This is a genomic window from Candidatus Eremiobacteraceae bacterium (genome assembly GCA_035710745.1).
In the GTDB taxonomy this organism is placed as follows: Bacteria; Vulcanimicrobiota; Vulcanimicrobiia; order Eremiobacterales; family Eremiobacteraceae; genus JANWLL01.
On sequence record DASTCX010000004.1, the window covers coordinates 268169 to 294708 of the forward strand.

Below are 26540 nucleotides of genomic sequence, written 5' to 3' on the forward strand. Positions count from 1 at the left end.
TCGCAAGACCCTATGCGGGCGGTCCCCGAGATGGTAGTCTTGCAACATAAGCGTTGCCGTCCTTCAATCCAGCGATGGCCAAAACTTGTAGCGCGTTCGATTCGACTTGAGGTAGCCACCCCCGCATGAGTCGCCTTGCAAAACTACTGACTTTCCTTGTCCTCGCTGGGTGCAACAGCACTCAGACCTACTCAGCAAATAGCGCGATCATGATCAACTTAGGTCGCATCGTATCTCCGCTTTCCCCAACATCAAAGAGCAACGGAGTTTCGTTGCCACTGCTGTGGGTATCCGATGGCAATTACCTCAGCGCCTATCAACTTTCAGACAACGGCGACGTAGCTCCGTCGGCCATCATCCAAGGATCCAACACGGGGTTTCAAAACGGGCTTACGCAACAGATCGCTTCGGGACCGAGGGGGGAAACCTACGTTGTGCAGCCAGCGTATGATCAGTCGACACAGCAGACCGTTTGGCAGATCCTCCGGTTTCGGCCGCATGCATCGGGTAACGTCAGCCCAGACCTCATTTTGAATTGCGGACAACAGATTATAGCGTCGAATGCGATCGCGGTTGGATCATTTGGGCAGATCGCATTTTCGAATCTAACCATCGCCCCACCGCCACCGTACTGGGTCTCGATAGCGCTCCTTCCCGGCAATTCCACATCTTGCCCTAGCGATCATAAACAAATATATGGCTCAAACACAGGCTTGGACCAGGTGCAGGGCTTAGCTATTGACGGGCGGGGGACGCACTTCGTCCTCAAGCAAACTGCAATCGAGATATTTAAACCTGGCGCCTTGGGAAATGTAGCGCCCGCAAGAACCATTTCTGGGTCGCACACCCATTTATCACTTGCGACCGGAATCGCCGTCGACAGTGCCGGCTATATTTACGTCGCTAGCGACCTTGATTCTAATTCGATCTCAGTATTTCGCCCAAACGCCAACGGCGACGCAACGCCGGTCCGTCGAATTATCGGGTCCAACACTCAGTTGTATAACCCGATTGGAATCGCTGTTTCTTTGGACGGCCGGATATTCGTGTTGAATAATGCGACAATGGCCATCACCGTCTATGCGCCCGGAGCGACAGGGAACGTTGCGCCTGTCCAGGTTATATCAGGTAGTGCGACAGGGATAAACGGCGCGTATATCACGATCGCGAACTGAAGCGCCGAACAACCAGGGGCGTTATCAAGCGGCTCAGTTCGGTGCGTTAGAAGAGAACAGCACGTTGACCGGATACGATGAGCCGCCTTCGGGCATCGTCACGATCTCGACGCGCCGAAAGCCGTGCGCCGGCACCGGGAAGCTGCGGACGAGCGCGTAGCGCCCCGGATCGGTCGCCTTCATCTCGACGAGATCGCCGTCTATAAGAAACGTCGCTGTCGCGCGGCCGCCGCGAGGCTGCAGCCACATGCCGACATTCGCATCTGTATCGCCGGTATTCAGCAGCGTCACCGTGGCCGATTGCTTGACGCCGTAGTCGCCACCGAGCACTTCGCCTTGCACGAGGTTCGGCAACGGCAGCTTGCCGATGTGGAGGACGGTCGGATCGTCGCCGACCGTATATGCCTCGTCGTACGAAAAATCCGGCACCTCGTAGACGCCGCGCGAGTGGTGGACGACGCTCGATAACAATGTGTCGGAGATCGGTTCGACCGGCGAATCGCTCGCGTCTTGGACAACGACTGCGATCCGCACGCCGTCACCCTCGACGACGCGTACGGCCATGAGCCCGCTGACCAGCGAGACCGGCGGTAGCAGTTGCTCGATGACGTTGAGCGTCGCGTGCGGCGGCACTTCGAAGATCTGTCCCTCGTCGCTGGCCTCTTGCTCTAGGAATCGCAGCGTCGATGCGTGACCGACCGCGAGGACGTTCGGGTCTGGTCCGGCGATGCCGGCGGTGAGCTGGATCAGACTCGAGACGAGCCCGTTGTTCTGCACCTTCACCGTGACGCGCCGCAGCGGCGCGCCGCGATCGGCGTAGTGATAGTACAACAAGCGCGCGGGTTCATCGTAGTTGACGTCGGCATAGAACAGCGTGCCGTCCTCGGTTATCGTCTCGGGGAAATCGGAGACGAGCAAGAACTTCGGATCGACGTGCGGCTGCGCGAGATTGACGACCGATACCGCCACCGTCTGGTTGTACGGGTACAAACCCGGACCGGTCATCGAAACGGGTACGTGGACGACGGTCGTGTTGTCCGCATCGAGCGTGTGCGCATCGGCGACGGCGGTCGAGGGTGCAGCGACCGAGGCGCCCTGCACGGGATACGCGACGCGCAAAGCCGCCTGCGCGGCCATCTGCGCGACGAAATCGGCCGACGCCGGATTGCCGGTGATCGTCACTTGCGTCGACGAGGCCGCTCTGCCCGCGTACGGCTGCACGGTGATGGAAATGGTCGTCGTCTGACCATACTGGTCCGACGCGGTCAGCGTCGTCGTTCCCGGATGCAGACCGGTCACATCGATCGTGCGGTCGATACCGTTGAACACCGCTGAAGCGACGTTCGGATCCGAAACCGCCAACGTCAGTATACCGCTCGGCGGCGACACGACGGGAATGCGTCCGATGTGACCGAGTGGCAATGTAGAAGCCGCAGCGCCCAATGTGACGGGCGCGGGCGTCTGCGTCGCGAGCGGCATCGGCCCGTACGTCGCCACCGGAGAACTGACTGGGGGCAGCGGTAAGCCGCTCGCCAAGGGCGACGGCGATGGCGTGGCGGGCGGAGCAGACGAAACGGCGGCGGCCGGAGATGGTGACGGTGTCGCGTCCGGCTGCGCCGCGGCGCCGGCCGCAAACGCGACGAGCGCCGCGAGCAGCGCCGTCGCGCACCGCCGTTGCGTCGCCCGCACAGCCGTCACGTTAGGCGATCTGCTGTTCCTCGCGGCTCACGGCCGCCGCGAGCAGCGTCTTATAACCGTGACTCGGGAAGAGCACGGTGACGAGGTCGCGTTCGAATCGCTCGACCGTGCCTTGGCCGAATTTGCGGTGGTAGACCGTGTCGCCGATGCGGAACTCGCCGAACTCCGCGTCTTCGTCGGCCTCGTCGCCGGCGGCAGCCAGGTTTTGCAACGCGGTGGCCCCGCTGCGGCAGTTGTCGCACGCGCCGCAATTCGGCAAGTCGTAATCCTCGCCGAAATAGTTGAGGATGAACTTGCGCCGGCAGCTGCGCGTCTCGCAGTACTGGAGCATCATCGCGAGCTTGCTCTGATCGTACGAGCGCTTCGTCTCGTAGCTCGCCAGGTTGAGCTGGAGCTCCGACTGCGTCTTGAGCCGCGGCGCCAATCCGTACGTCGCTTTCGTGACGTTTTGGATGAAGCCGCCCTTCTTGAGCAGCGCGAGGATGACTTTGAGCTTCGTCAGCGGCAGCAGCGAGATCTTGCGCAAGTCGGACAGCGACACCCCGTTCTGCTGCTGTTCGAAATATTGCAGCGTGCCGAAGACTTTCTGCACTTCTTCGACGTCGGGATACTTGCCGGTCAAGAAGTAGTTCTGGACGCGCGTATCGCTCTGGCGATAGAGCAACAGGCAGAGCGACTCGTCGCCGTCGCGACCGGCGCGGCCGGCTTCCTGCGTGTATGCTTCGACGCTGCCCGGCAGATCGTAGTGGATGACGAAGCGGATGTTCGCCTTGTCGATGCCGAGACCGAACGCGTTGGTAGCGACGACGATCTTGACCTGTTCGTTCATGAAGCGGTCGTGGACGCGGTCGCGGTCGGCCTTTTGCAGTTTCGAATGGTAGACTTCAGCCTCGACGCCGCAGTGCGTGCCGAGATATTCCGACACCGTGTACGTGTTCTTGATCGTCGCGGTGTAGATGATGCCGAGCTGGCCCGCGAGTTGGCCTTCGACTTTCTTGCGCAACACGCGCAGCTTCTCGTCGTCGTTCGACGCGCGGATGACCTCGTAGACGAGGTTCGGGCGGTCGAATCCGCGGACGATCGGCTTTGTGTGCGGGATGCCGAGCTGCGTGACGATGTCTTCGCGCACGGCGGGCGTCGCCGTGGCGGTCAGGGCCAGCACGGTCGGGTGGCCGAGCGCCGCGATGACACGGCCGAGGTTGAGATACGCGGGCCGGAAATCGTGCCCCCACTGCGAGATGCAGTGCGCTTCATCGACGACGAAGAGCGGCACGTGCAGTCGCTTGAGGATATCGACGAAGCTCTCGTCTTCGAGACGTTCCGGCGTCACGTAGATCAGCTTGAGATTGCCGCGCGCGACCTGTTCGAGGTGGTCGATCTCTTGTTCGTCGGAGAGCGTGCTGTTGAGCGCGACGGTGCTCGAGATGCCCGCCGCGGCGAGCATGTCGAGCTGGTCCTTCATGAGTGCGATGAGCGGCGAGACGACGACGGTCGTGCCCGGCAAGAGCAGCGCGGGCAATTGGTAACAGAGCGACTTGCCTGCGCCGGTCGCCAAAATCGCGAGCGTATCTTTGCCTTCCATGACGCGCTCGATGACATGTTCCTGGCCCGGATAAAAACGGTCGTACCCGAAGTGGCGGACCAGTGCTTCGTTCAGGTCGATGTCGACTGACATGACTGTCGCTTGGCTTCCTCGCGTGGAAGATGACGAGACCCGGTTCCTTATACTGGAGAACCGTGGCCTTGGTGGCGATCGAAACCGCCTATGACATGCATTCCCTTCTCTATTTACGTTGAAACCTACTTTTTCGTTCACTGTGCTCCCGTGCACTGTCTGCGGGAATGGTCAAAACCGCGCGAGAAAAAGGCAAGCGTGCCAGAATCGGTGTCCCAAGACGGGCTCGCCCTTTACCGCAAGCATAGACCCGCGGGTTTTGATGCGCTTGTAGGCCAGCCCGCCGTCGTCCAAGGACTTCAAGCTGCGGTCAAGACGGGCCGCGTCTCCCACGCCTACCTGTTCGCCGGACCGCGCGGCACCGGCAAGACGTCCGCGGCGCGCATCCTAGCCAAATGTCTAGACTGCCTGACGAATGGCCCACGGCCGGATCCGTGCGGCATCTGCGAGGCATGCGTTTCGATCACCGAGGGCACCGCGTTCGACGTCGTGGAGATCGACGCCGCAAGCAATCGCGGCATCAACGAGATCCGCGAGCTGCGCGAGCGCGTCCGCTTCGCGCCGGCGCAATTCCGCACGAAGGTCTATATCGTCGACGAAGTCCACATGCTCACGAGCGAGGCGTTCAACGCGCTTCTCAAGACGCTCGAAGAGCCGCCGGAATACGTCGTCTTCGTCCTCGCGACGACCGAGGCACACCGGGTTCCCGCCACCATCCTCTCGCGCTGTCAGCGCTACGAATTCCGGCGCATGACCCCGGCGGACATCGGCAAACGGCTCACCGAAGTGGCGGCGATGGAAAAGATCAAGATCTCGCCGGAAGCCGTCGAGCGTCTCGCGTACCTCGCCGACGGCGCCCTGCGCGATGCGCTCGTCATGCTCGACCAAGCCCGCGGCTTCGCGGGCGGCACCAGGATCGACGATGCCGTGCTCGATGAGGCCTTCGGCGCTTCGCACCGCGAGCTCGTCGAACGGATCGTCGACGCGATCGCCAGCAGCGATGCCGGCGAAGCATTGCGCGCGGTCGCCGATGCCACTGCGGTCGGCGCCGACCCGGCTTGGCTCACGAAAGAATGCTTGCGCTGGTTCCGGCTCGCGCTGCTCTCGCTCGCGGGTCGCGGACTCGTCGAAGCCGAGGTCGGCCCCGAAGAAGCGGCTACTATCGACGAGCGCGCCGCGAAAGTGGGCCGCGCGAAAGTGCTCACCGCGCTGCGCTATCTGTCGGAGACGGCGGCATTGCGTTTCTCATCGCAACCGCGCATCGATCTCGAGCTCGCGCTCGCGCGCATCATCTTGCCGTCAGACGACTTGAGCTTGCGCGCGTTGTCGGAGCGATTACGCCTTCTTGAAGAGCGTGCTCCGAACGGCAGCCCGCCGGCGAATGCGCCGCCCGCGTCGCCGGCACCCGAGTCCGCCTCGGGCGCGAGCGGTCGCGCCGCGAAGAAAGACTCGAAGCGCGCCGAGCCGGCCGCCGCCTCGATCAGCGCAGCGCGCCTTTCCGGTCTTTGGCCGATGGTCCTGACCGCGGCTCGCGGACGATCGATGCAGGCATACGGGCATCTGCAGCACGCGGTCGTCGCGGAAGCATCGGATGAACTTGTCACCATCGGCGTCGACGACAAGTACAATCGCGATAGACTCGCCGATTCCGCGATGAGCAAGCTCGTCGCCGAAGCGATCGCAGAAGCGAGCGGCGCCCATCCGCAGGTGCGCTTCGTCCTCTCGCCGACGCCCGTGGCCTCGCAGGCGAAGGCGCCCGGCGGACTCGCGCTGGCGGCCGACGTCCTCGGCGACGATCTTTTCTGAAACGCCTGACGAAAGGCCGACGATGAACCCCAATCAGATGTTGCAGCAGGCTCGCAAGCTGCAAGCGCAGCTCGCGAAGATCCAAGAAGAACTCGGCGTCGAGACGGTGACGGGCAGCGCGAGCTCGGGCGCGGTCGAAGTGACGCTCAACGGCCACGGCGACGTCGCGAAGGTGAAGATCGACAAGGCAGCCGTCGATCCCGACGACGTGGAAACGCTCGAAGATCTCGTGCTCGTCGCGATCAAAGACGCGCAAGCGAAGGCGCGCGCGCTCTCGCAATCGCGCATGGGGCCGCTCACCGGCGGCCTCGGCATCCCTGGGCTATAGGATCTCGGACTCGAGCGTCGTGTACGTCGCCGGGCCTCTCGCCGACCTCATCCGTGAGCTGGAGAAGCTGCCGACGATCGGACCGAAGACCGCGGCGCGGCTCGCCTACTACCTGCTCTCGGCCAGACGCGAAGACGCGGACGCTCTCGCCGCCGCGATCGGCGGACTCAAAGACCGCATACGGCTATGCAGCCGCTGCTTTTCGCTGACCGAGGATGATCCGTGTACGATCTGCCGCGACCAGCAGCGTGACGGCTCGGTGCTCTGCGTCGTCGGCGAGGCGAAGGACGTCTACGCCATCGAGCGGACGATGAGCTTCCGCGGCCGCTACCACGTGCTCGGCGGCCTCATCTCGCCGATGGAAGGCATCGGCGTCGACAAGCTCAAGGTGAAAGAACTGATCGAGCGCATCAAGCCCGAAGGCATCTCCGAGATCATCGTCGCGACCAATCCGAACGCCGAAGGCGAATCGACGGCGCTCTATCTGGCGCGGTTGCTGACGCCGCTCGGCGTCAACGTCACGCGGCTTGCGTACGGTTTGCCGATCGGCGGCGATCTCGACTACGCGGATGAGGTGACGCTCGCGCGCGCCCTCGAAGGTCGCCGCACGATGTGAGGCCGCGGCGGTCGGTCGAGATTAATCTCGACCGCTCCCCTATTTTTTGTTGCGGGCGCGCTCGATCATGTCGGCGACGAGCTTCTTCGCGCGTTCCAAAGCGTCGTGGTAGAGCGCCTTCGTCGACGCCGCGTTCAAAGTCGTGCCATGCTCGTAGTAGTACGATGCGGCTTGTCCGACGACGAGCGTTCCCGCGTAGGCGATGCCCGCCTTGATCGGGATGCCGGCGACCGGAATGAAACCGGACAGCTCGCGCGCGAGCGCGCGCCAGCCGTAACCGCCGCCGATCACCGGAAGCAGTTCGACGACGCGCGCGAATTCGGCGCGCTTGCCGTACGCCGCCGAGATCTTCAACAACATATCGATCTGCAGACCGGTGATCGCGATCGTGTCACCTGCAGAAGCGATGCCGCCGAGGACGATGCCAAGCACGGGTATGTGATCCGCCAGGGCCGATGCGCCGGCGACCTTTAGGCACGTGACCGCGCAATCGAGCGTCAGGCGCGCGGCGACGGTCGGCCGGAAAACGGGCAGTGCAGCCCCCAGCGCCACCTCGACGCCCGAACAGGCGAGCACCAGATCGTGCAGCAAATGCTTGCGCATCTCGGGCACGGTGAGGTCGCTCAACTGATAGGTGCCGGGGTGGTCGACCGATGGGCGCCGATCGGGCGCGGTCGTCGCGATCCTAGAGTCCGGCGCTCCGACATCCGGCCGCTGATATTCGACGATGAACAGCGGTAACGCGGATCCGACGGTCGGCAGCACATCGGGAAGCGGCGGATCGTCGATCGAGCGCACGTAGACGTAGGCCTTCGTCGAATCGCTCGTCGGCGTCGCAGCGTCGGCCGTTTCGAAGACGGCGCTGAGCGGCGCAGCGTCGGGGTCGAGGACCGCGATAAGTTCGCCCGCGCGCGGGCCCGCAACGCGAAGCCGGACCGGCCTGCGCGCATGCGAGTCGATCGCGTTCAGATTGATGCGGTCGCGGAACTGGTCGATCCAGCGTCCGAAGTTTTCCGCGGGCGTTCCCGGCTTCGGAGCCGGTCGCGCGTCAGTGGCCATAGCCGTCCTTAATACCGTCGCCGTCTACCTATTGTTTCGGCACCTTCGTGCCCGTTCGCGCGCGGAAATAACGAAAAAGAAGTGGCCGGCCATTTTAGGCCGGCCATTCGGAGCGTTCCTCGTCGCGGGCGTTCCTGCTACCTTGGCGAGTGCGAGGCCGAAGGCGCGGGCGTCGCCGACGCGGCCGGTTCCGGGTTCGAGACGTGCGTGGTCGCGACCGGAGCAACGGGCTTCTCTGCATAGCCCTCCCACATGAGGCCGAGGACGACTTCCATCGACTCCATCGAGAGGTGCTTCGAGAGCGCGAGATCGACGAACGGCGTTCCGGTCGCCCGCTGCTCGTTGATGACCGTGCTCACCGGGATCTTCTCCTCGGCGGCGAGCCAAGAAGCGGCCGCGACGTCGCCAGGGTTGATGTCGAGGCGCAGCGCTTCATTGTACGTCGGTGGGTCGACGGCGAGCCGCCGGCTGATCACGTGCGTCAGCGTGTCGTATCGCCCTTGCGGATAACCGAGCCCGAGCAGCGTGATGCGAGCTTGGATCTGGCGCGCCTGCGCTGCGAAGAACATCGTCTGCGCCGTCTCGGCGGCTCCTGCCGCGAGATCGAGCTGCTGGATCGCCGCGAGCGCGAGCGGCTTGAGATCCTGTGCGTCGCGGGGCGAGAGGTCGCCGCCGAAGGTCGCGCCCATCGTATCGAGCTTGCGGAAGTACTGGTCCATCAGGGGGATGGCTTGCCACATGAGCGCGACCGAACCGCGCGCCGCGGTCACCCCGCTGACGAGCTCCGACGACGAAGTCGTCATCTGCGAATCGATGTCGTCGTACGACGGCAGCAGCGTCAACGTGTCGCCGCCGATCGAGTTGCCCTTGAGCGGCGCGTTCATCTGGTCGAGCACGCCCATATCGTCGCGGATGATGCCATCCGATTGGCCGATGAGATAGCTGCTCTTGTCGAAGACGATATTGATGTCTTTAGCCATGTGGAACATGTCGAACTCGACGCCTTCGAGACGGCTGCCCGGCCGGACGTCGACGTTGCTGAAGTCCGGGATCTCGTACTCGAGGTTCTGCAGACGAGCGTCAAGCCTGCTGACATCGTCCTTACCGAGCTTGATGCGATCGGAGACCGCTGTCTGCTCGCCCTTCACCTGGGAGATCGCGGATGCGAGCTTCGAGCGCACCGGCGTGAGGTTCGGGTGGATGATGAGGTCGCCGGGCGACTTCGTGCGATCGGGCAGCAACGACATCACTTGTGCCGCGCTCCGCGCGGCGGCCTCGGTCACCGACGGAGCGTGCTCGACCTGCTCGAGGGCCGTCGCGGACTTGTCGAAGCTGCCGAGCGCGAGCTCGACCTGGCCCTTGTGGAGAAGCGCGAGCTGGTTGTCCGGTTGCGCGTTGAGCACTGCGTCGTATTTCGTGAGAGCGTAGGCGTAGCGTCCCTCGTCTTCATCGTGGATCGCCTGCGTCGTGATCTGATCGTAGTTCGTCTGCGAAAGTTCCGGATAGCCCAAAAGGTGAGCGACGCGATCCGGCGAGTCCGGGTGATCTTCGAAATATTTGTCGATGCCGGTCGACGAATCGCCGAATTCTTTGCCGAGCCGATATTGAAACGACACCATGGCGTTCGGATCGTATCCGGCACGCGACATGAGGAGCAGACCGTACTGGTCGGCTTGCAGCTCGTCGACGCGCGACATCTTCTCGATCGCCGCCCCGCCGATGAGGTTGCCGAAGCGATAGATGAACGGATTGAAGATCGATGCGATGCCGAGGATGAGGTTGAGCACCTGGGCCTTCGCCTGGAGCGTCACCTGGTTGCGGCGCTCCGTGTGACCGATCTCGTGGCCGAGGACGCCGGCGAGCTCGTCGTCCGAATTGACGTAGTTGAGCAGGCCGAAATTGACGTACGTGAACCCGCCTGGCAGCGAGAACGCGTTGATGTCATCCGTGTCGACGATCTTGAACTGGTAGTTGATGTCCTTGCGCGCGCGGTACTGCGCGAGGTTCGTCGCGATGCCCGAGACCCACGCGTTGAGAACCGGGTCGGTGACGTAGGCGTTTTGCGCGTCGACTTGTCGAGCCTCGTAAGCGCCCTGCGAGATCTCTTCCTGGGTCGACTCGGCGTGCGCCGGCGTCGGAGCGATCGACAAACACAGCGAGCACATCGTCGCGAGAGCGAGAGCTCGTTTCAACATCATCATGATCGGAATTTCCCCGCGGTTTTCGGGTCGACGAACGGCCGACTCCGTTAACAGTTTTGCGACGGTCAAGCGGCCAAGCCCTGCGATGTGCGAGCGCTGTGCGCGCCGCCAATCCACAACGTTTTCACAGATCTTTCACAGACCTTTCCACAAGGATAACGTACAAACCCACGAAAGCGATGCGGCGCGTCATCCGCGTTCGGGGCGTTTTTGTCCCGACCGCTGCGCCCGTTCGAGACCGTCTCCGTGCAGATAAAAGGCACCAAATCGGGTCTGTTGCTCCACCTGTACGAGCGGCCTCTTGCCGACTCGGTCGCCGAAATGCGCTCGCGGCTCTCGTCGACACCGGATTTCTACAAAGGCAGCCGGGCCGTGCTCATGCTCGGCGCGCTGCCCGCCGAGCCCGCGGAGCTCGCGGCCGTCGTCGCGACGCTCGAGCAGTTCGGCATCGTCGCCGATGGTGCCGTATGCGATAGTGACGCGGTCGCGACACTCGCCAAGTCGGCCGGTCTGAGGCTCGTCGCGGCCAGCGTCGCCGCGGCCCCTCGATCGCGCGACGACCGGACAGGGCCAGCGTCCAAAGCTGGCGGCGCCAAAGGCCACGCACCGCGCAACGGCAACGGCAGCGGCGTCGCGACGGCCGACGCGGCCGGCATCCGCTATCACAAGGGCACGCTTCGATCCGGACAGTCGATCAGCGCGGTCGGCACGATCGTCGTCGTCGGCGACGTCAACGCCGGCGCCGAGCTCATCGCGACCGCCGACATCGTCGTCTGGGGAAGCTTGCGCGGCGTCGCGCACGCAGGTGCGCACGGCGACGAATCGGCCGCCGTCTTCGCGCTGCGGCTGGAACCGATGCAGTTGCGGATCGCGCGATGCATCGCGATCGCGCCGCCGCACGAGAAGCGGCAAAAGCATGCGACGCCGGAGGTCGCGCGCATCCGGGAAGGCAAGATTGCCATCGAGCGCGCGTGAAGAGCGACATGAGGCGGCGTTGAACGGGAAGACCTTCGTCATCACATCGGGCAAAGGCGGCGTCGGCAAGACGACGACGACGGCGAACGTCGGCACGGCGCTGGCGATGCTCGGCAATCAAGTCGTCCTCATCGACGCCGACATCGGCCTGCGCAATCTCGACCTCGTCCTCGGGCTCGAAAAGCGCATCGTCTACGATCTCGTCGACCTCGTCGAAGGCCGCTGCCAGGCGCGTCAAGCGCTCATCCGCGACAAGCGTGTCGAAGGGCTCTTTCTCTTGCCGGCCTCGCAGACGAAAGACAAAGAGGCGGTCAGCGAAGAGCAGATGCGCGCCGTGACGCACGCGCTCGCCCGCGAGTTCGACGTCATCCTCATCGACTGCCCCGCGGGGATCGAACACGGCTTTCGCAACGCCGTCGCCGGCGCCGACGAAGCGGTCGTCGTCACGACACCCGAAGTCTCGGCCATCCGCGACGCCGACCGCATCCTCGGGATGCTCGGCGGGCGGCGCGCGCGGCTCATCGTCAACCGCGTGCGGCTCGAGATGGTCCGCACCGGCGACATGCTGAGCGTCGACGACGTCGCTGAGATCCTCGGCCGGGAAGTCATCGGCGTCGTTCCCGATGACGAAGAGATCATCGACACGACGAATCGCGGCGAGCCGGTCGTCCTCGATCCGAGCCGCAGGCTCGCCCGCGTCTACACGGCGATCGCGCGCAGGCTGCTCGGCGAGCAGACGCCGCTGCCGAACCTCGAAGACGACGGCATCTGGAATCGTCTGCGCCGTCTGATCGGATCCAAGACCTGATGAAAGAGATAGAGACCCCGAGCGACGCCTCGTTCGCGCGCCTCCAAGAACCGGTCGCCGGCGCGCCGCCGCCCGCCGCGCAGACGGCGTATGGCCGCGCGATCGTCGTCACGTCCGGCAAAGGCGGCGTGGGCAAGACGACGACGACCGCCAACCTGGGCACGGCGCTCGCAGATGCCGGCAAACGCGTCGCCGTCGTCGACGCGGACGTCGGCCTGCGCAATCTCGACGTCGTCCTCGGTCTCGAGAACCGCGTCCACAAGCACCTGCTCGACGTCATCGAAAAACAGTGCACGATGGAGGAAGCGCTCGTCCGCGATCGCGTCCGCCGGACGCTCTACTTGCTCCCGGCAGCCCAAAACCGGGAAAAGGACGAGGTGCCTGAAGCGGCGATGAGCGGACTCATCCGCACGCTCCAGACGCAGTTCGACTTCGTCCTCATCGACTGTCCGGCGGGCATCGAGCAGGGCTTCCGAAATGCCGTCGCCGGCGCCCAAGAGGCGATCGTCGTGACGACGCCCGAGGTCTCGGCGGTGCGCGACGCAGATCGCGTCATCGGGCTCTTGCCGCCGAACGTTCCGGCGAAGCTTATCGTCAACCGCGTCCGGCCGGCGCTCGTCAGGAAGAACACGATGATGAGCGTCGACGACGTCAACAACATCCTGCGTCTCGAGCTCATCGGCGTCGTGCCGGATGAGAAAGAGATCATCATCGCGACGAACCGCGGTACACCGGTCATCGACATCGACGGCTCGGAGACGGGCGCCGCATTCCGGCGCATCGCTCGCCGGCTGCTCGGCGAGACCATCGAGATCCCGTCGTTCCAAGAACGCCAGGGACTTTTCTCACGCTTCATGTCGACGCTCGGCATCGCCCGCCCGTAAGGCAGAGGAAGGCTCATGCTCGATTTCATCACGAGGTTCTTCAAGCGGGAAGAGGCGAGCAAGACCCTTGCCAAGGAGCGGCTGCGTCTGGTCCTCATGTCCGACCGCGTCTCGCTCGCGCCCGACATCTTCGACGAGATGAAGTGCGAGATGCTCGCTGTCATCCGTCGCTATCTCGACATCGACGAACGTGCGCTCGACATGCATTTCGAGAACCTCGAGCGCCAGTTCGCGCTGCTCGCGAGCATTCCGGTGCTCAAAGTGCGCTCGGCCGACGAGATCAGGGCGAGCGCCCCGATCGGGGTTCCCGCGCACGCCTTCGGCAACGGCTCGATGGCCGGTAACGGCAACGCCGCGATCGCCGAGACGCCTCGGTCGACACCGTCGCGTCGCCGTCGCCGGCGCCGCAAGCCGAACGGCACGATATCGAGCAACGGCACGAGTCATCCGCCCGAAGACGATGCTTCGTCCAACGACCCTGCAGCGGGGCCGGACGGAGCGATCTAAGACCGCGGCGCGTCGACGTCGATGCTCGAACGTCCGTGGTACGTCGCCTTCAACTATCCGCTCGCTGCGGCCGCGGTCGGACTGTCGATCTACGGACTGGTCGCGATCAAGAGCGCGACGCTCCACGTAGCCGACGCGCACGCCGACTTCGGCCGCCAACTGGCGTATCTCATCGTCGGCGTCATCGCGATGCTCGTCCTCGCGTTCACCGACTACCACATCTGGTATCGATTCGCCAAGCCCGTCTATGCCATCACGATCATCATGCTCGCCGCGGTCGCGTTCGTCGGGCACTCCGCGCTGGGCGCGCAGCGCTGGATCGGCGTCGGGCCGATCGTCTTCCAGCCGTCGGAGCCCGCGAAGCTGCTCGTCACGCTTTCCGTCGCCGCGCTGCTCGCGAACCCGAAACGCCGCTACAAGAAATGGTGGGAGATCTTCATCCCGATCGGCGCGGTCGCGGTGCCGGCATTGCTCGTGCTCAAGCAGCCCGACCTCGGCACGGCGCTCGTGCTCGTCGCCATCTTGACGACGATGCTTTTCTTCGCCCTCCCGCGCTGGTGGCAGTTCGTCGCGTACGTCGCCGCCGTCGGAGCGGCAGCCGCCGCGTCGCCTCTCTTCCTCCACGGATATCAGCGCGAGCGTCTGCTCGTGTTCTTAGACCCCAACCACGATCCGCAAGGCGCCGGCTGGAGCCTCATACAGTCGAAGATCGCGGTGGGCTCGGGCGAGCTGTTCGGTAAAGGGCTCTACAACGGCACGCAGACGCAGCTCGGCTTCGTGCCCGAGCACACGACCGATTTCATCTTCACCGTCATCGGCGAAGAGTTCGGATTCGTCGGCTCGGTGCTGCTCCTCGGGTTGTACGCGCTGCTGCTCTTCATGGGGATGCTCGCCGTCAACGCGGCGCGCGACCGCTACGGCCTCATCGTCGCGGCCGGCATCGTCGCGATGTTCGCTTTCCACATCCTCGTGAACGTCGGGATGACGATCGGCATCATGCCGGTGACGGGCATCCCGTTGCCGTTCATCTCGTACGGCGGGTCGAGCCTCGTCACGTGCCTCGCGTCGATCGGCGTGCTGCTGAACATCCATCTTCAGAGCACGCGGATGACGTTGGACCTGCGCGGTTAGTCGATCAGATGACCGCCGACGCGAGCGCGATCACTTCTTCGTAATCCGGCTCCTGGAGCAGGTCGGGCACGATTTGTGCCGTCCGAACGATGCCGGTGCGGTCGACGATGAAGATCGAACGCGCGAGCAGACCGCGCTCCTTCACCCAGACGCCGTACCCGAGACCGAACGAGTGGTCGTAGAAGTCGGAGAGCATCGTCATCCGCTCGACGTTCTCGGCGCCGCACCAGCGCTTCTGTGCGAACGGCAGATCCATGCTGATGGTGAAAAAGGCGATGCGATCGCCCGGCAGCGCGTTGACGCGCTCGTTGAACGTCTTCGTCTCTCTCGAACACACGCCGGTGTCGATCGACGGCACGACGACGAAGAGCGCGGCGCGCTTCCCGCCGTCGAGCGCGTCGCTCAAATGGAACGGCTTGATGTCGAGCGTGCGCGCGTTGAAGTCCGGCGCCCGGTCGCCCGGCGCGACCGCCGCTCCGACGAGCGTCATCGGCTCGCCCTTCCAAGTGAAGAGTCCAGTCCGTTCCTTCGCGACCTGCGTGACCATGGTATGAGTCCTTCCGAATCGGTTTGGTGAGTTGAGGGGGCACCATTTGCGAAAAGGCCGACCCCGCCTTTGCGGCGAACTTGCAGTTCTAGCCGGATGAGAATGCCGGAGGCCCGTACCACGAACCGGACCACGTTGCAGCCCGAGCCGCTCGCCCCATAAAGCCGGCAGCGCACGGACGCCAAGAATTTAACGACCCGCAACTTCAACCGCTTCGCGCAGTACGCTCCCGCATCGAGCCGATGACGGCAGTCCGGCGGCGCGCTCGTCGCTTAACCGACCGAGCGCGGCACCCGGTCGAGCTAAAGCTCGACCGCTACGGGGGCACCGATATCCCGGAACCTCACCGTCAGGCGCTGACGACGACCCTTAACGCTTCATGTAGAACGCGGGCCTTGAGCCGGCGGGATTTGCGCCGAGCTTCGCTCGGCCCATACATGAGCGTCTTCCGCATTTCCGCAAAAGGCAGACTTACTTGAACACTGAGCTCCTCATCTCGTGCGACGATTGGGAGAACCGCGTCGCCGTCCTCGAAGAAGGATCGCTGGCCGAGATCTACTTCGAACGCGAAGAAAAAGTCATCGGCTCCATCTACAAAGGCCGCGTCGAAAACGTCCTCCCCGGAATGGGAGCCTGCTTCGTCAACATCGGACTCGGCCGCAACGCCTTTCTCTACGTCGACGACATACGCCGCGATCCGATCAACATCGGCGAGACGGAGATCACGGACCGTCGGAAGGGCCATACCGTCAACGAGCTGCTCAAGGTCGGCGACGACGTTCTCGTCCAGATCGTCAAAGAGCCGCGCGGCCTCAAGGGCGCGCGAGTCTCGACGAACATCTCGCTCCCCGGGCGCTACCTCGTCCTCATGCCGACCGGCCGCTATTCGGGCGTGTCGTCGCGCGTGGAAGACGATCGCGAGCGCGAACGGCTCAAACAGGTCATGCGCCGCGTCCGACCCGAGGGCATGGCGACGATCGTGCGCACCGCCGCGCGCGGCGTCAGCGAAGCCGAACTCATCGCCGACCTCGGCGTGCAGCTCCGTCTCTGGCATGGCATCCTCGAATCGTACAAACGCTCGACCGCACCGTCGCTGCTCCACAAAGACCTCAACCTCGTCTTCAAAGCCGTCCGCGATTTCATGACGAGCGACGTCCGTCAAGTCGTCATCGACTCGAAGGAGCAGTACGACGAGATCCGCTCGACGATGTCGCTGCTCGGGCCGCAATACTTGAACCGGCTCAAGCTGTGGGAAGGTCCGGGCGATCTCTTCGAGACGCGCGGCATCGACGAAGAACTGCAAAAGCTTCTCAAGCCGAAGATCGTCCTACCGTCGGGCGGCTATCTCATCCTCGAGCACACCGAAGCGCTGACCGTCATCGACGTCAACACCGGCAAGTTCACCGGCGGGCGCAACCTCGAGGACACGCTCGTCCGCACGAACATCGAGGCTGCGGCTGAGATCGCGCGCCAGGTGCGGCTGCGCGACATCGGCGGCATCATCGTCGTCGACTTCATCGATATGGCGCACGAGCGGAGCCGCCAGCAGGTCATCGATACGCTCGGCGACGCGCTCAAGCGCGATCGCACGCGCAGCACGATCCAAGCCTTCTCGAATCTCGGCCTGCTCGAGTTCACCCGCAAGCGGGTCGGTAAAGACCTCGCGGGCCAGCTGCGCTCCGACTGTCCGTACTGCACCGGCCTGGGCGACGTCATGTCGAGCGAATCGCTCGCGATCTCGCTCCTCCGCAAGATCCGTCAGAAAGGCCAGAACGGCAGCCGCGGGCGCAAGCTCGATCTCATCGTCGATCCATCGGTCGCGACGCAGCTCGTCGGCTGGTACCACGAAGAATTCGAAAAACTGAGCAAGTCGCTCGGTCTGGACATCCAGCTCTTCGTCGATCCGCAACGCCATCGCGAGACGATCACGCTCGAGAACTCGCATCGCACGCTCAAGCCGCTGACGGCGGGGCGCGAGCTCGAAGTCGACCTGCTCGGCGTCCGGCTCCCCGACCCGGCTTCGGGCGTCGCCGTCCACGACGCGAACATCATCGAAGTGAAGGACGCCGCCAACGGCGCGGGCACGATGGCGAAGATCAAGATCACATCGGTCGACGGCGATCTGGCGAAAGCCGAACTCGCCGAGCCGCTGCAGACGAGTCAGCGCCGTCGCCGTCGCGGCCGAGGCCGCGGCAAGGCAGCCGTGGAGACCGAGGCGCCGATCGCGCCGCCGACACCGAAACGCGCACCCGGCGAGGAGCACGAACCCGCTGCGCGCGGACGCGATCAAGAACGCGAGGAGCCGGCCCGTCCTGCGGCGGCCGCGCGCCGTCGCGAAATGCCGCTCGCGTATGGCATCGACGAGGAAGACGAGGAAGATTACACGCTTCGCGGCGGCCGCGTCGCCGGCGGGTCCGTCGGCGCCGGCTCGGCGAGCCGCGCCGGGGCACCGCCGCCCGATTCACGCCGGCGCGAAGAAGCCCGCGGCGATCGCAAACGCGGACGGGGTCGTCCGGGTGGACGGACGCCGATGCACCCGCAGGCGATGATCGTCGGCGGCGAAGGCGACATCGACTACGAGGACGACGAGGATTCGGTCACCGTCATGCCGTCGCAGCCGTCGTCGCGCGTGCCATCGCGTTCGCGAACCGGCACCGACGGCGAGCGTCCTTCAGATGACGAGGAAGCGGTACCACGTGCCAGACGCCGTCGTCGCGGCGGCCGCGGACGTGGAGGCGACGAGGATCAAGATCGTTCGCCCGCTGCGTCTGATAGCGGAGACGAAGACGTCGACGACCGCGACGATGCGGTAGCGCGCGGACGCGCAAGCGTCGTATCGCGCGATCGCGGACGTACCGATAGGCCGCGCCAAGACGAGCGCGGTGTTCGCGACCGTGATCGGTCGCGCGACGAGCGCGACGTGCGCCCCGAGCGTGACCGCGACCGCGAACCACGAGGAACGCGCGAGCCGTTGCGCGACCGCGACGCACGGGGAACGCGCGAGCCGCTGCGCGACCGCGATCCGCGAGGACCGCGCGAGCCGTTGCGCGACCGCGAGCCCCGACGCGACCGCGAACCGCGCGTCGAACGCGATCGTGAACCGCGTCGCGACCGCGAACCGAGCATTGATCGAGATCGCCCAACGCGCGAACCGCTGCGCGACCGCGAGCCGCGACGCGATCGTGAACCGCGTCGCGACCGCGAACCGCTGCGCGACCGAGAGCCCGTGCGCGATCGTGTACGCACGGACGACGATCGAGACGAGCGTCCACGCCGGCGCGAACCGCGTCAGTACGGTGCGATCCAACCACTGTACGGGCGTCCGCTCGATGTGGACGCCACCGAACGACCTTCTGCCAAGCCGACGCGCGAAGAACGGCCAACGACATCGCGCCGGGGCGAGGAGCCGCGCGGTCGAGACGATCGCGACGATCGCCGTCCGCGCCGCGACGACGGCGGCCGGACCGCCGCCCGGCCTCGCGATGATCGCGACGAAGCGCCCGTCGCGCGTCGCACACCGGCTGCATTCGACGATGAAGAAGATCTCGACGTCGTCATCGATGCCGGAGCGCCGGTCGTGCTCGACGTCGAAACGGTATCGCCCGACCGAGTCGCACCGCGCCGTCGAAGAGAGCCGCGTGAGGGTGACGAGGATCGCGAGCGTGGAGCTCGCGTCGAACGCGTCGAGCGCCCCGAACGTATCGAGCGCCCCGAACGTATCGAACGCCCCGAGCGCGGCGAACGCCCTGGACGCGGCGACCGTGGCGAGCGGCCGGATCGCCCGCGTCGCGATCGCGATGGAGATCGCGGACCGCGGCGTGGCGGACGTGACCGGGGAGGGCCGTCAGAGCCACGCATTCCGAGACCGGTGAAGCAGTTGTATCCGCCGCCGGGCACGGAAGAAGAACCGCCGCCGCCGGAAGGCATGCCCAAAGCGCTGCCGTTCGCCTCGCGCCGCACGCCGCGCGGTCCGATGATGCGCGAGAAAGGTGCGGAGCCGCCGCCGAAGGGCAAAGTGCGCCAGCTCTATCCGCCGCAGCAATTCGATGAGGAATACGTCGAGGAGAACGGCGCGCCGGCGCCAGGACCCTCTGCGCGCGAACCGGAGCGGGTCGAACTCGCGTCGATGTTCGTCAGCGGCGACGCCGAACTCGAAGAGCGCCGACGCCTCGCGCGAGAGCGCGCCGACGCGCGCCGCGGGGAACCGAGCGAGGAGCCCGCGCCGATACGGCCGCCTTTCGCGAGCCCGTTCGACGAAGACGAGGAATAGGCGGCCGTGGCCTGCATCGTGACCTTCAACGGCAAGACGCCGGTCGTCGGAAAGGGCGCGTTCATCGCGCCCACGGCGGCGCTCATCGGCGACGTCGAGATCGGGGAAGGCGCGAGCGTGTGGTTCGGCGCCGTGCTGCGCGGCGATGAGGCGGCGATCCGCATCGGCGCGCACACATCGGTTCAGGACAACGTCGTCATCCACGTCTACAAAGGCCACGACACGGTCATCGAAGATCGAGTGACCATCGGTCACGGCGCGATCCTCGAAGCGTGCCTCGTCGAATCGGGCGCGCTCATCGGGATGAACGCCGTCATCCTCAACCGCTCGAAGGTCGGAGCGAACGCCGTCGTCGCGGCGGGTTCGGTCGTGCTCGAAGATCAGGAAGTGCCGGAAGCGACGCTCGTCGCCGGCTCGCCCGCAAAGGTCAAGAAGAAGCTCGAGGGGAGCGCGAAGACCTGGTCCGAGGTATCCTCGAACGCCTACGTCCGATTGACGCGCGAATATCGCGAACAAGGGATCGGCCGCGGCGAAGACGCGACCGCGGAGACGGCTAAAGTCTAGGCGCGCAGCGCCGCCTCGACGGCCGCCAACAAATCCGGCGGTTCAGACGGCTTTTCGATGACGCTGCCTATCCCGGCCAGCCCCATGAATTGGCGCATGCTCTCGTCCGACACCGTCGCCGTATAGAGTGCGACGCGCGTCTTCGCGAGCGCCGCATCGGCGCGAAGCGCACTGATGAATTCGATCCCGTCCATCCCCGGCATGTGCAGGTCCATGATGATGAGATCGGGTTTCGACGCGTGCGCGGAAGCGAGCGCCTCACCGCCGTCTGACGCTTCCCCGATCTCGTGACCGGCATGTTCGAGCACCAACCGCAACAATAGTCGGTTGTTGATGTCGTCGTCGACGACGAGTATTCTCGCCATGCCGCGGCGCTTCGGCCTGACGGTCCGCGAACCCGGCTCTAAACGAGCCGCGCTACGGCGAGCAGGTCTTCGAGGCGGTCGACGTTCACCCCGAGTGCTGGCTCGTCAGAGGGGATGGCACGGCACGTGACGCCGGTCAACTCGCTCGCCCGTCTTTCGAGTTCGGCGATGCCGACGAGTCCGAGCGCGGTCCTCACGACGAGGAACGGAGAGAAGAGGGATGCGAGCCGTAGCGGCGACTTGCGCGCGGCGGCGAAGTCGCGGAGGATCGAGGCGATGTGCACCGCCGCACCGGCCCGGATGACGCTGCCGCCGCCGCCGCAGAACGTCCCCTCGCGCAGACGTACCCACGTGTGGCGGATGGTCGGATAGGCGGCCATGTGCGCCTCGCGCCGGATACAGCCGTAGCCGAGGTCGCAATCGAGCGTTCGCGCCGTCGCGGCGAATGAGTCGATCGCGTGCGCGGTTACGAGCGGGATGTCGGTCGCAGCGACGAGCACCATCTGCGCCGGCGGCAAGCCGGCGAAACCGGCGAGCATGCTGTCGATGAGATCGGTGCCCGGCGGGATGACGTCGTCGCAGAACGATCGGTCGTTCCCGAACGCCGCTGCGAATGCGTTCGGTTGGGTGACGCAGCGGATGCGACCGACGGACGCCGAGGCGCGGAGCGCCCGGAGAACGCGTTCGAGCATCGTGACGCCGCCGACGGGAAGATACGCCTTGTTGGGGACCGCGTAGTTCGCGCGGCGGAAATCGCGCTCGAGCACGCCGCCGGCGAGTGCGACGGCGACGAAGCGCGCGTCGTCGCTCATGCGTTCCTCACGCCGTCAAGCTCGTCACGCACGACCACTCGCCTTCGGCGATCGTCAGAAGCATCGCGGCCGTGCGCGCCGCGTCGACGGTTTCGAACAATCCGGCGACGCACGACCCGCTGCCGCAGAGAAGCGTCACCGCCGCGCCCGCAGCTTCGATCCGTTCGCGCGTCCTCGCGATCGTCGGATACGCTGCCTCGACAGGTTTCTGAAAGTCGTTGTGCGCGAGCGCGCACGCCGAAGCGAAGTCGCGTCTCTCGAGCGCGGCGACGAGTCGCTCGATCGCGTCGTCGTCGGCGAGGTCCCCTGCCGAATCGACGCGCGCAGCGTCGAGCAATTGATAGCCGGTCTTCGTGTCGACGCCGCCTTTCGGTTTGAGTAGGAGCACGCCCCAAGCCGGCGGTCCGAAATCGAGCTGGCGGACCTTCTCGCCGCGCCCTTCGACGACTTTGAGCCCCGGATACAGGCAAGCGGCGACGTCGGAGCCCGCCTTGATAGCGGCCGCGAGGAGCGCCTCGGCCGCGATCGGTCGACCCGCTTCAGCTGCGACCCGCGCGAGGCCGCGCAGGGCGGCGGCGGCATCCGCGCTGCCCCCGCCGAGGCCCGCCTGCTGCGGAAGGTGCTTCTTTATGTGGATCGCGACGGCGGGGAGGTCCACGTCTAGGTTGAGCGCGGCCACATATCCGAGGTTGGCATCGAGGTCGATGGCCGGGTCGTCGCAGTCGACCGAAAACGCGCTCGAGCCCTCGAACCGGACCTCATCGCCGACCGCGAGATCGGCGACGACCGAGCGGAGGGCGTGAAAGCCGTCCTGCCGCTTGGCGCCGATCTCGAGGCGAATGTTGAACTTCGCCCGTGCCATAACGGCGAACCCGCGGGCAGCCGCCTCCATGGCGCCAGCCTTCAAAGGGGTTGCTGGGCCGTCCTCCGGCACTGCGGGAGGCCGCGGCGAGCCTGGTCCGCCGGGTGGTCGAGCCGATAATATATAGGAGAAAGGCGGCGAGCCTAGGGGCATCGCGCGCCCAGAAAGGTGTCTTCCGTGGATATCGCGCCGAGCCGGCCACAACAACTCGACCTTGACTCGCTTTTGCGCCAGATGGTGGAGATGGGAGCGTCCGACCTTCATCTGAAGGCGGCCGCGCCGCCGATCGCGCGCGTCCACGGCATCCTGACGCCGATCGGCGACAAACCGCTGTCGTTGCCCGAGTGCGAGAACCTCATCTTCTCGTCGATGACGCACGCGCAGCAGCAAGAGTTCATGGATACGCACGAGCTCGACTACGCGTACGGTCTCCACGGTCACGGCCGTTTCCGCGTCAACGCGTACTTCCAGCGCGGCACGGTGAGCGCCGCGTTCCGAACGGTTCGGCTCGACATCCCCAGCACCGATGAGCTGCGCCTCCCGCCGGTCATCCGTAAGCTGTGCGAACAGCAAGACGGCATCATATTGCTCACCGGCGCGACCGGCACCGGAAAGTCGACGACGCTCGCATCGATGATCGACTTCATCAACGCGACGCAGAAGCGGCACATCGTCACGATCGAAGATCCGATCGAGTACATCCACGTCGACAAGAAATCGATCATCTCGCAGCGCGAAGTCGGCATCGATACCGAATCGTTCACGCTCGCCCTCAAGCAAGCGCTGCGCCAGGATCCCGACGTCATCCTCATCGGTGAGATGCGTGATCCCGAGACGATCATCACGGCGCTGACGGCGGCCGAGACCGGTCACCTCGTGCTCTCGACGCTTCACACGCAGAACACGGTCCAAGCGCTCGAACGCATCATGGACGCGCTGCCCGAAGGCAACCGCAAACAGTTCACCGTCCAACTGTCGACGAGCTTGCGCGCGATCATCTCTCAGCGTTTGCTTGCGCGGCTCGACGGCTCCGGCCGTGTTCCGGCGGTCGAAGTGCTCATCGCGACGCCGACGATCCGAAGCCTCATCCTCGAAGGCAAGTTCGGCGATATGTACCAGTTCATGGTCAACGGCCGCTTCGACGGCATGCAGACGTTCACGCAATCGCTGCTCGATCTGTACCAAAGCGGCCTCGTGACGGAGAAAGAAGCGTTCTCGAAGGCCGATAAGCCGACCGAATTCCGTCTTGCGATCGAAGGCCACGTCACGACGGGCGCAGATCTGCAAGAACTGTCGAACTGGTAGTCGATAGAGTAGTCCGTCCCACGAAGGTGGCCGCCTTCGATGTTTCGTACCAGCGCGATTGCGGGATAAGTTCCGCGTACGATGACGAACTCCAAAACATCCCGTTTTGCTTTTTGGCCGGTTGCGCTCGCCGCTGCCGCCATAGCTTTATTCTCTTCCGTCCAGCTAGGGAAGGCGATCGGCGGCGAGCTCCTCGCGCATGGCGTCGTGGGCAAGAGCGTCGCCCAAGCGCCGCCGGTTTCGGCGACAAAATCCGAGGTCGTGGGCGCCCGACCGTTCGTCGCAGGTGCGCCGGGACAGCCGACTCCACGCTGACGTCCCGCCCGTAGGGTGTCGCGATTGTCTCCAAGCCGGTTCGAGAGCCGGCTTTTTTCTGCTATCCTTGATGCATGGCAGACAAAGCAGAGAAACCAGATAAGCAAAAAGGCACCGATAAGGTCAAGCGCGGTCTCGCGCAGATGCTCAAGGGCGGCGTCATCATGGACGTCACGACGCCCGAGCAGGCGATCATCGCCCAAGAGGCCGGTGCGGTCGCGGTCATGGCGCTCGAGCGCGTCCCCGCCGACATCCGCAAAGAAGGCGGCGTCGCGCGGATGGCGTCGATCGAGATCATCCAGCGCATCATGGACGTCGTGACGATTCCGGTCATGGCCAAAGCGCGGATCGGTCACTTCGTCGAGGCGCAAGTACTCGAATCGCTCGGCGTCGACTTCATCGACGAGAGCGAAGTGCTCACGCCGGCCGACGAGTCGTATCACATCGACAAGAAGCCGTTCACGGTGCCGTTCGTGTGCGGCGCTCGCAACCTCGGCGAAGCGCTGCGGCGGATCTCCGAAGGCGCCGCGATGATCCGCACGAAGGGCGAAGCCGGCTCGGGTAACATCGTCGAAGCGATCCGTCACCTGCGTCAAGTGACCGACGAGATCCGACGGCTGACGGTTCTGCCGTCCGAAGAGCTCGTTTCGGTGTCGCGCGATTTGGGCGCGTCGCTCGACGTCGTCCGCGAAGTGGCAAAGCTCGGCAAACTCCCGGTCGTGATGTTCGTCGCGGGCGGCGTCGCGACGCCGGCGGATGCGGCGCTCTGCATGCAGCTCGGATCCGAAGGCATCTTCGTGGGCTCGGGCATCTTCAAGAGCGCGAATCCCGCGAAAACGGCGAAAGCGATCGTCTCCGCGACGCACTACTTCGACGACCCGAAAGTCGTGCTCGACGTGAGCAAAGAGATCGGCGCGCCGATGCAGGGTCTCGAGATCAGCCAGATCCCGAAGGATCAATTGCTGGCCGAGCGCGGCTGGTAGTGGCGATCTGAACAAAAGGGTAGCGGTCGAGATTTATCTCGGCCGCCGCGGCCTAAATAAAAAGGGAGCGGTCGAGATTTATCTCGACCGCCGCGGCCTTCCATAGCATGGCGAAAGAAGATCTCACGATCGGCGTCCTCTCGCTCCAAGGCGACGTCGAAGAGCACATCGATGCGCTTCTCGCGATCAAGGTCGAAGGCCGCGGCGTCAAGACGCCTGAGGACCTCGCCGAAATCGATGGTCTCATCATCCCAGGCGGCGAATCGACGACGGTCGGCGAGATGGTCGGCCGTTTCGGACTCACGAAGCCGCTCGAGAAACGCGTCGCGGCGGGTATGCCGGTATGGGGCACGTGCATGGGCATGATCGTTCTCGCGAAAAAAGTGCAAGGCTCGACGCAGCCGACGCTCGGCCTGCTTTCTATAGAAGTGAAGCGCAACGCATTCGGCCGTCAGATCGAAAGCGCGGAGGTTCCGCTCGATATCACGGGCATCGAAGGCAAGCCTTTCCCCGGCATCTTCATCCGAGCACCGTGGATCGAGAGCGCTTGGGATGATGCGCGCATCCTCGCGCGGCTCGACGGTCACGGCGTCATGGTGCGGCAGAAGCGAATCCTCGGGACCTCATTCCATCCCGAGTTGACCGAAGACCACCGCGTTCACCGCTACTTCTCCGAGATGGTCGCCGCGGCGAAAAGGAGCGCCTGAGCCCGTCGCCCGAACCATCGAATACGGAGGCTTCGGTATGGCCGCGCAGACTTCGGATCGGCCGGAAACGGTGGAATCATCGAAGGGTCCGCCTCCAGTGCGGACCCTTCTGTTCAGCATGTTGTCGCTGCTCGTCGAGGTCTCGGCGCATCACGTGGGTGCGGGCGTGCCGAACGTCGGTGGTGATGATAGGGCCGAAGGCACCATCGATCTCGAAGAAGCGCGGATCGCGATCGATGCCGCGAACGCCCTCCTGAGCGCCGTGGGAAGAGCTCTTTCGCGCGACGAAAGGCATGCACTCGAGGGCCTGCTCACTCAGCTGCAGGTCGAATACGTGAAGCGGTCTGGTAGATAATGGTCGATGTCCTGGTGCTCAATGCGACCTACGAAGCGCTCAACGTCACCTCGTTGCAGCGGGCGGTGAAGCTCGTCTTCGCCGGCAAGGCCGAGGTCCTACACAACCACGAGAAGCTGCTGCGCGCCGCGACGTTCGAGATGCGCATGCCGTCGATCATCCGCATGCTCTACTACATCCGCCGTCCGCGCCAGCAAGTCGCGCTGACGAAGAAGAACGTCCTTTTGCGCGACGACTATCGCTGCCAGTACTGCGGCACGAAGGGCGAAGGCCCGATGACGGTCGACCACGTCATCCCGAAGAGCACCGGCGGTCCGTCGACGTGGGAGAACCTCGTCTGCGCGTGTCTCATGTGCAACAACCGGAAGAACAACCGGACCCCGCAGGACGCGAATCTGCACCTGATGCGCAAGCCGCGCACGCCGAAGTACATCCCGTGGATCCAAGTGAAGCGCCACACGCTGCCAGGCGAGTGGTACAAGTTCCTATTCCTCTACGACGTGTCGATCGACGAGCGCATCGAAACCTGAAACCGGAAGAGCCTGGGAGCGGTCGAGATCCATCGCGACCGCCGCGGTCTTGCCAAATCACC

The 26540-nt window shown here is 64.7% G+C and carries 24 protein-coding genes; 16 read left to right on the plus strand and 8 right to left on the minus strand.

Annotated elements, in window-relative coordinates; translation table 11 throughout:
- The first annotated feature begins 209 nt into the window (after positions 1-209).
- On the plus strand, positions 210-1175 hold the full coding sequence (locus tag VFO25_02345; GenBank protein HET9341742.1) for a hypothetical protein: 966 nt from the start codon (positions 210-212) through the stop codon (positions 1173-1175).
- 33 nt (positions 1176-1208) lie between these two features.
- On the opposite strand, the gene VFO25_02350 is transcribed toward VFO25_02345, so the two are convergent.
- Complete coding sequence (locus VFO25_02350; GenBank protein ID HET9341743.1) at positions 1209-2873, minus strand: pilus assembly protein N-terminal domain-containing protein; 1665 nt, start codon at positions 2871-2873, stop codon at positions 1209-1211.
- A 1-nt stretch (position 2874) separates the two neighbouring features.
- Positions 2875-4548: an ATP-dependent DNA helicase RecQ gene (locus tag VFO25_02355; protein HET9341744.1), complete on the minus strand. Its 1674-nt coding sequence runs from the start codon at positions 4546-4548 to the stop codon at positions 2875-2877.
- A 198-nt stretch (positions 4549-4746) separates the two neighbouring features.
- On the opposite strand from VFO25_02355, the gene dnaX reads away from it, so the two are divergent.
- Genes dnaX through recR form a run of 3 tightly spaced genes read left to right on the plus strand, consistent with a single transcriptional unit; the run spans position 4747 to position 7298 of the window.
- Positions 4747-6354 carry a DNA polymerase III subunit gamma/tau gene (dnaX, locus tag VFO25_02360; protein HET9341745.1) on the plus strand — a complete coding sequence of 536 codons (1608 nt, stop codon included), beginning with the start codon at positions 4747-4749 and terminating at the stop codon, positions 6352-6354.
- A 22-nt stretch (positions 6355-6376) separates the two neighbouring features.
- Entirely contained in the window at positions 6377-6682 is a 306-nt protein-coding gene (locus VFO25_02365; GenBank protein ID HET9341746.1) for a YbaB/EbfC family nucleoid-associated protein, read from the plus strand.
- Between the two features lie 19 nt (positions 6683-6701).
- Complete coding sequence (gene recR, locus VFO25_02370; protein HET9341747.1) at positions 6702-7298, plus strand: recombination mediator RecR; 597 nt, start codon at positions 6702-6704, stop codon at positions 7296-7298.
- 39 nt (positions 7299-7337) lie between these two features.
- Here recR and VFO25_02375 read toward each other — a convergent pair whose 3' ends face one another.
- Together VFO25_02375 and VFO25_02380 are read right to left on the minus strand one after the other, a co-directional pair.
- Entirely contained in the window at positions 7338-8357 is a 1020-nt protein-coding gene (locus VFO25_02375) for a hypothetical protein (GenBank protein HET9341748.1), read from the minus strand.
- 137 nt (positions 8358-8494) lie between these two features.
- Positions 8495-10558, minus strand: coding sequence for a M48 family metalloprotease (locus VFO25_02380; protein ID HET9341749.1), 2064 nt, complete (start codon positions 10556-10558; stop codon positions 8495-8497).
- Positions 10559-10804: 246 nt separating this feature from the next.
- Between VFO25_02380 and minC the strand changes: the two genes are divergently transcribed.
- From minC to rodA, 5 genes are read left to right on the plus strand one after another with little or no spacing between them, the layout of a single operon-like run.
- The gene (minC, locus tag VFO25_02385) at positions 10805-11533 is read left to right on the plus strand and encodes a septum site-determining protein MinC (GenBank protein ID HET9341750.1); all 729 of its coding nucleotides are present in this window, start codon (positions 10805-10807) and stop codon (positions 11531-11533) included.
- 19 nt (positions 11534-11552) lie between these two features.
- On the plus strand, positions 11553-12341 hold the full coding sequence (gene minD / locus VFO25_02390; protein HET9341751.1) for a septum site-determining protein MinD: 789 nt from the start codon (positions 11553-11555) through the stop codon (positions 12339-12341).
- Entirely contained in the window at positions 12341-13225 is an 885-nt protein-coding gene (gene minD / locus VFO25_02395) for a septum site-determining protein MinD (GenBank protein HET9341752.1), read from the plus strand. Before minD (VFO25_02390) ends, minD (VFO25_02395) begins: the two co-directional genes overlap by 1 nt.
- Before the next feature lie 15 nt (positions 13226-13240).
- Positions 13241-13732, plus strand: coding sequence for a cell division topological specificity factor MinE (minE, locus tag VFO25_02400; protein ID HET9341753.1), 492 nt, complete (start codon positions 13241-13243; stop codon positions 13730-13732).
- Between the two features lie 21 nt (positions 13733-13753).
- A complete protein-coding gene (gene rodA, locus VFO25_02405) occupies positions 13754-14863 on the plus strand; it encodes a rod shape-determining protein RodA (protein HET9341754.1) in 1110 nt (369 codons plus the stop codon).
- Positions 14864-14867: 4 nt separating this feature from the next.
- Here rodA and tpx read toward each other — a convergent pair whose 3' ends face one another.
- On the minus strand, positions 14868-15410 hold the full coding sequence (tpx, locus tag VFO25_02410) for a thiol peroxidase (protein HET9341755.1): 543 nt from the start codon (positions 15408-15410) through the stop codon (positions 14868-14870).
- A gap of 475 nt (positions 15411-15885) precedes the next feature.
- Between tpx and VFO25_02415 the strand changes: the two genes are divergently transcribed.
- Together VFO25_02415 and VFO25_02420 are read left to right on the plus strand one after the other, a co-directional pair.
- Positions 15886-19680, plus strand: a complete 3795-nt coding sequence (locus VFO25_02415; GenBank protein HET9341756.1) for an Rne/Rng family ribonuclease — start codon at positions 15886-15888, stop codon at positions 19678-19680.
- Positions 19681-19686: 6 nt separating this feature from the next.
- Complete coding sequence (locus VFO25_02420) at positions 19687-20244, plus strand: gamma carbonic anhydrase family protein (GenBank protein ID HET9341757.1); 558 nt, start codon at positions 19687-19689, stop codon at positions 20242-20244.
- Here the strand turns inward: VFO25_02420 and VFO25_02425 are convergent.
- Genes VFO25_02425 through ispE form a run of 3 tightly spaced genes read right to left on the minus strand, consistent with a single transcriptional unit; the run spans position 20241 to position 22313 of the window.
- A complete protein-coding gene (locus tag VFO25_02425) occupies positions 20241-20609 on the minus strand; it encodes a response regulator (protein HET9341758.1) in 369 nt (122 codons plus the stop codon). The genes VFO25_02420 and VFO25_02425 overlap by 4 nt on opposite strands.
- 38 nt (positions 20610-20647) lie before the next feature.
- Positions 20648-21421 carry a nucleotidyltransferase family protein gene (locus VFO25_02430; GenBank protein HET9341759.1) on the minus strand — a complete coding sequence of 258 codons (774 nt, stop codon included), beginning with the start codon at positions 21419-21421 and terminating at the stop codon, positions 20648-20650.
- A gap of 7 nt (positions 21422-21428) precedes the next feature.
- Positions 21429-22313 carry a 4-(cytidine 5'-diphospho)-2-C-methyl-D-erythritol kinase gene (ispE, locus tag VFO25_02435; GenBank protein ID HET9341760.1) on the minus strand — a complete coding sequence of 295 codons (885 nt, stop codon included), beginning with the start codon at positions 22311-22313 and terminating at the stop codon, positions 21429-21431.
- A gap of 147 nt (positions 22314-22460) precedes the next feature.
- Here ispE and VFO25_02440 point away from each other — a divergent pair, with 147 nt between their 5' ends.
- The 5 genes from VFO25_02440 to VFO25_02460 all read left to right on the plus strand — a co-directional run bounded on the left by VFO25_02440 (position 22461) and on the right by VFO25_02460 (position 26478).
- Positions 22461-23588 (plus strand): type IV pilus twitching motility protein PilT, encoded by a 1128-nt coding sequence (locus tag VFO25_02440; protein ID HET9341761.1) that lies wholly within the window; start codon positions 22461-22463, stop codon positions 23586-23588.
- A 389-nt stretch (positions 23589-23977) separates the two neighbouring features.
- Positions 23978-24886: a pyridoxal 5'-phosphate synthase lyase subunit PdxS gene (gene pdxS / locus VFO25_02445; protein HET9341762.1), complete on the plus strand. Its 909-nt coding sequence runs from the start codon at positions 23978-23980 to the stop codon at positions 24884-24886.
- A gap of 107 nt (positions 24887-24993) precedes the next feature.
- Positions 24994-25593 carry a pyridoxal 5'-phosphate synthase glutaminase subunit PdxT gene (gene pdxT / locus VFO25_02450; protein ID HET9341763.1) on the plus strand — a complete coding sequence of 200 codons (600 nt, stop codon included), beginning with the start codon at positions 24994-24996 and terminating at the stop codon, positions 25591-25593.
- A 97-nt stretch (positions 25594-25690) separates the two neighbouring features.
- Positions 25691-25948 (plus strand): DUF1844 domain-containing protein, encoded by a 258-nt coding sequence (locus VFO25_02455; GenBank protein ID HET9341764.1) that lies wholly within the window; start codon positions 25691-25693, stop codon positions 25946-25948.
- Positions 25948-26478 carry an HNH endonuclease gene (locus VFO25_02460; GenBank protein ID HET9341765.1) on the plus strand — a complete coding sequence of 177 codons (531 nt, stop codon included), beginning with the start codon at positions 25948-25950 and terminating at the stop codon, positions 26476-26478. Before VFO25_02455 ends, VFO25_02460 begins: the two co-directional genes overlap by 1 nt.
- Positions 26479-26540: the final 62 nt, after the last annotated feature.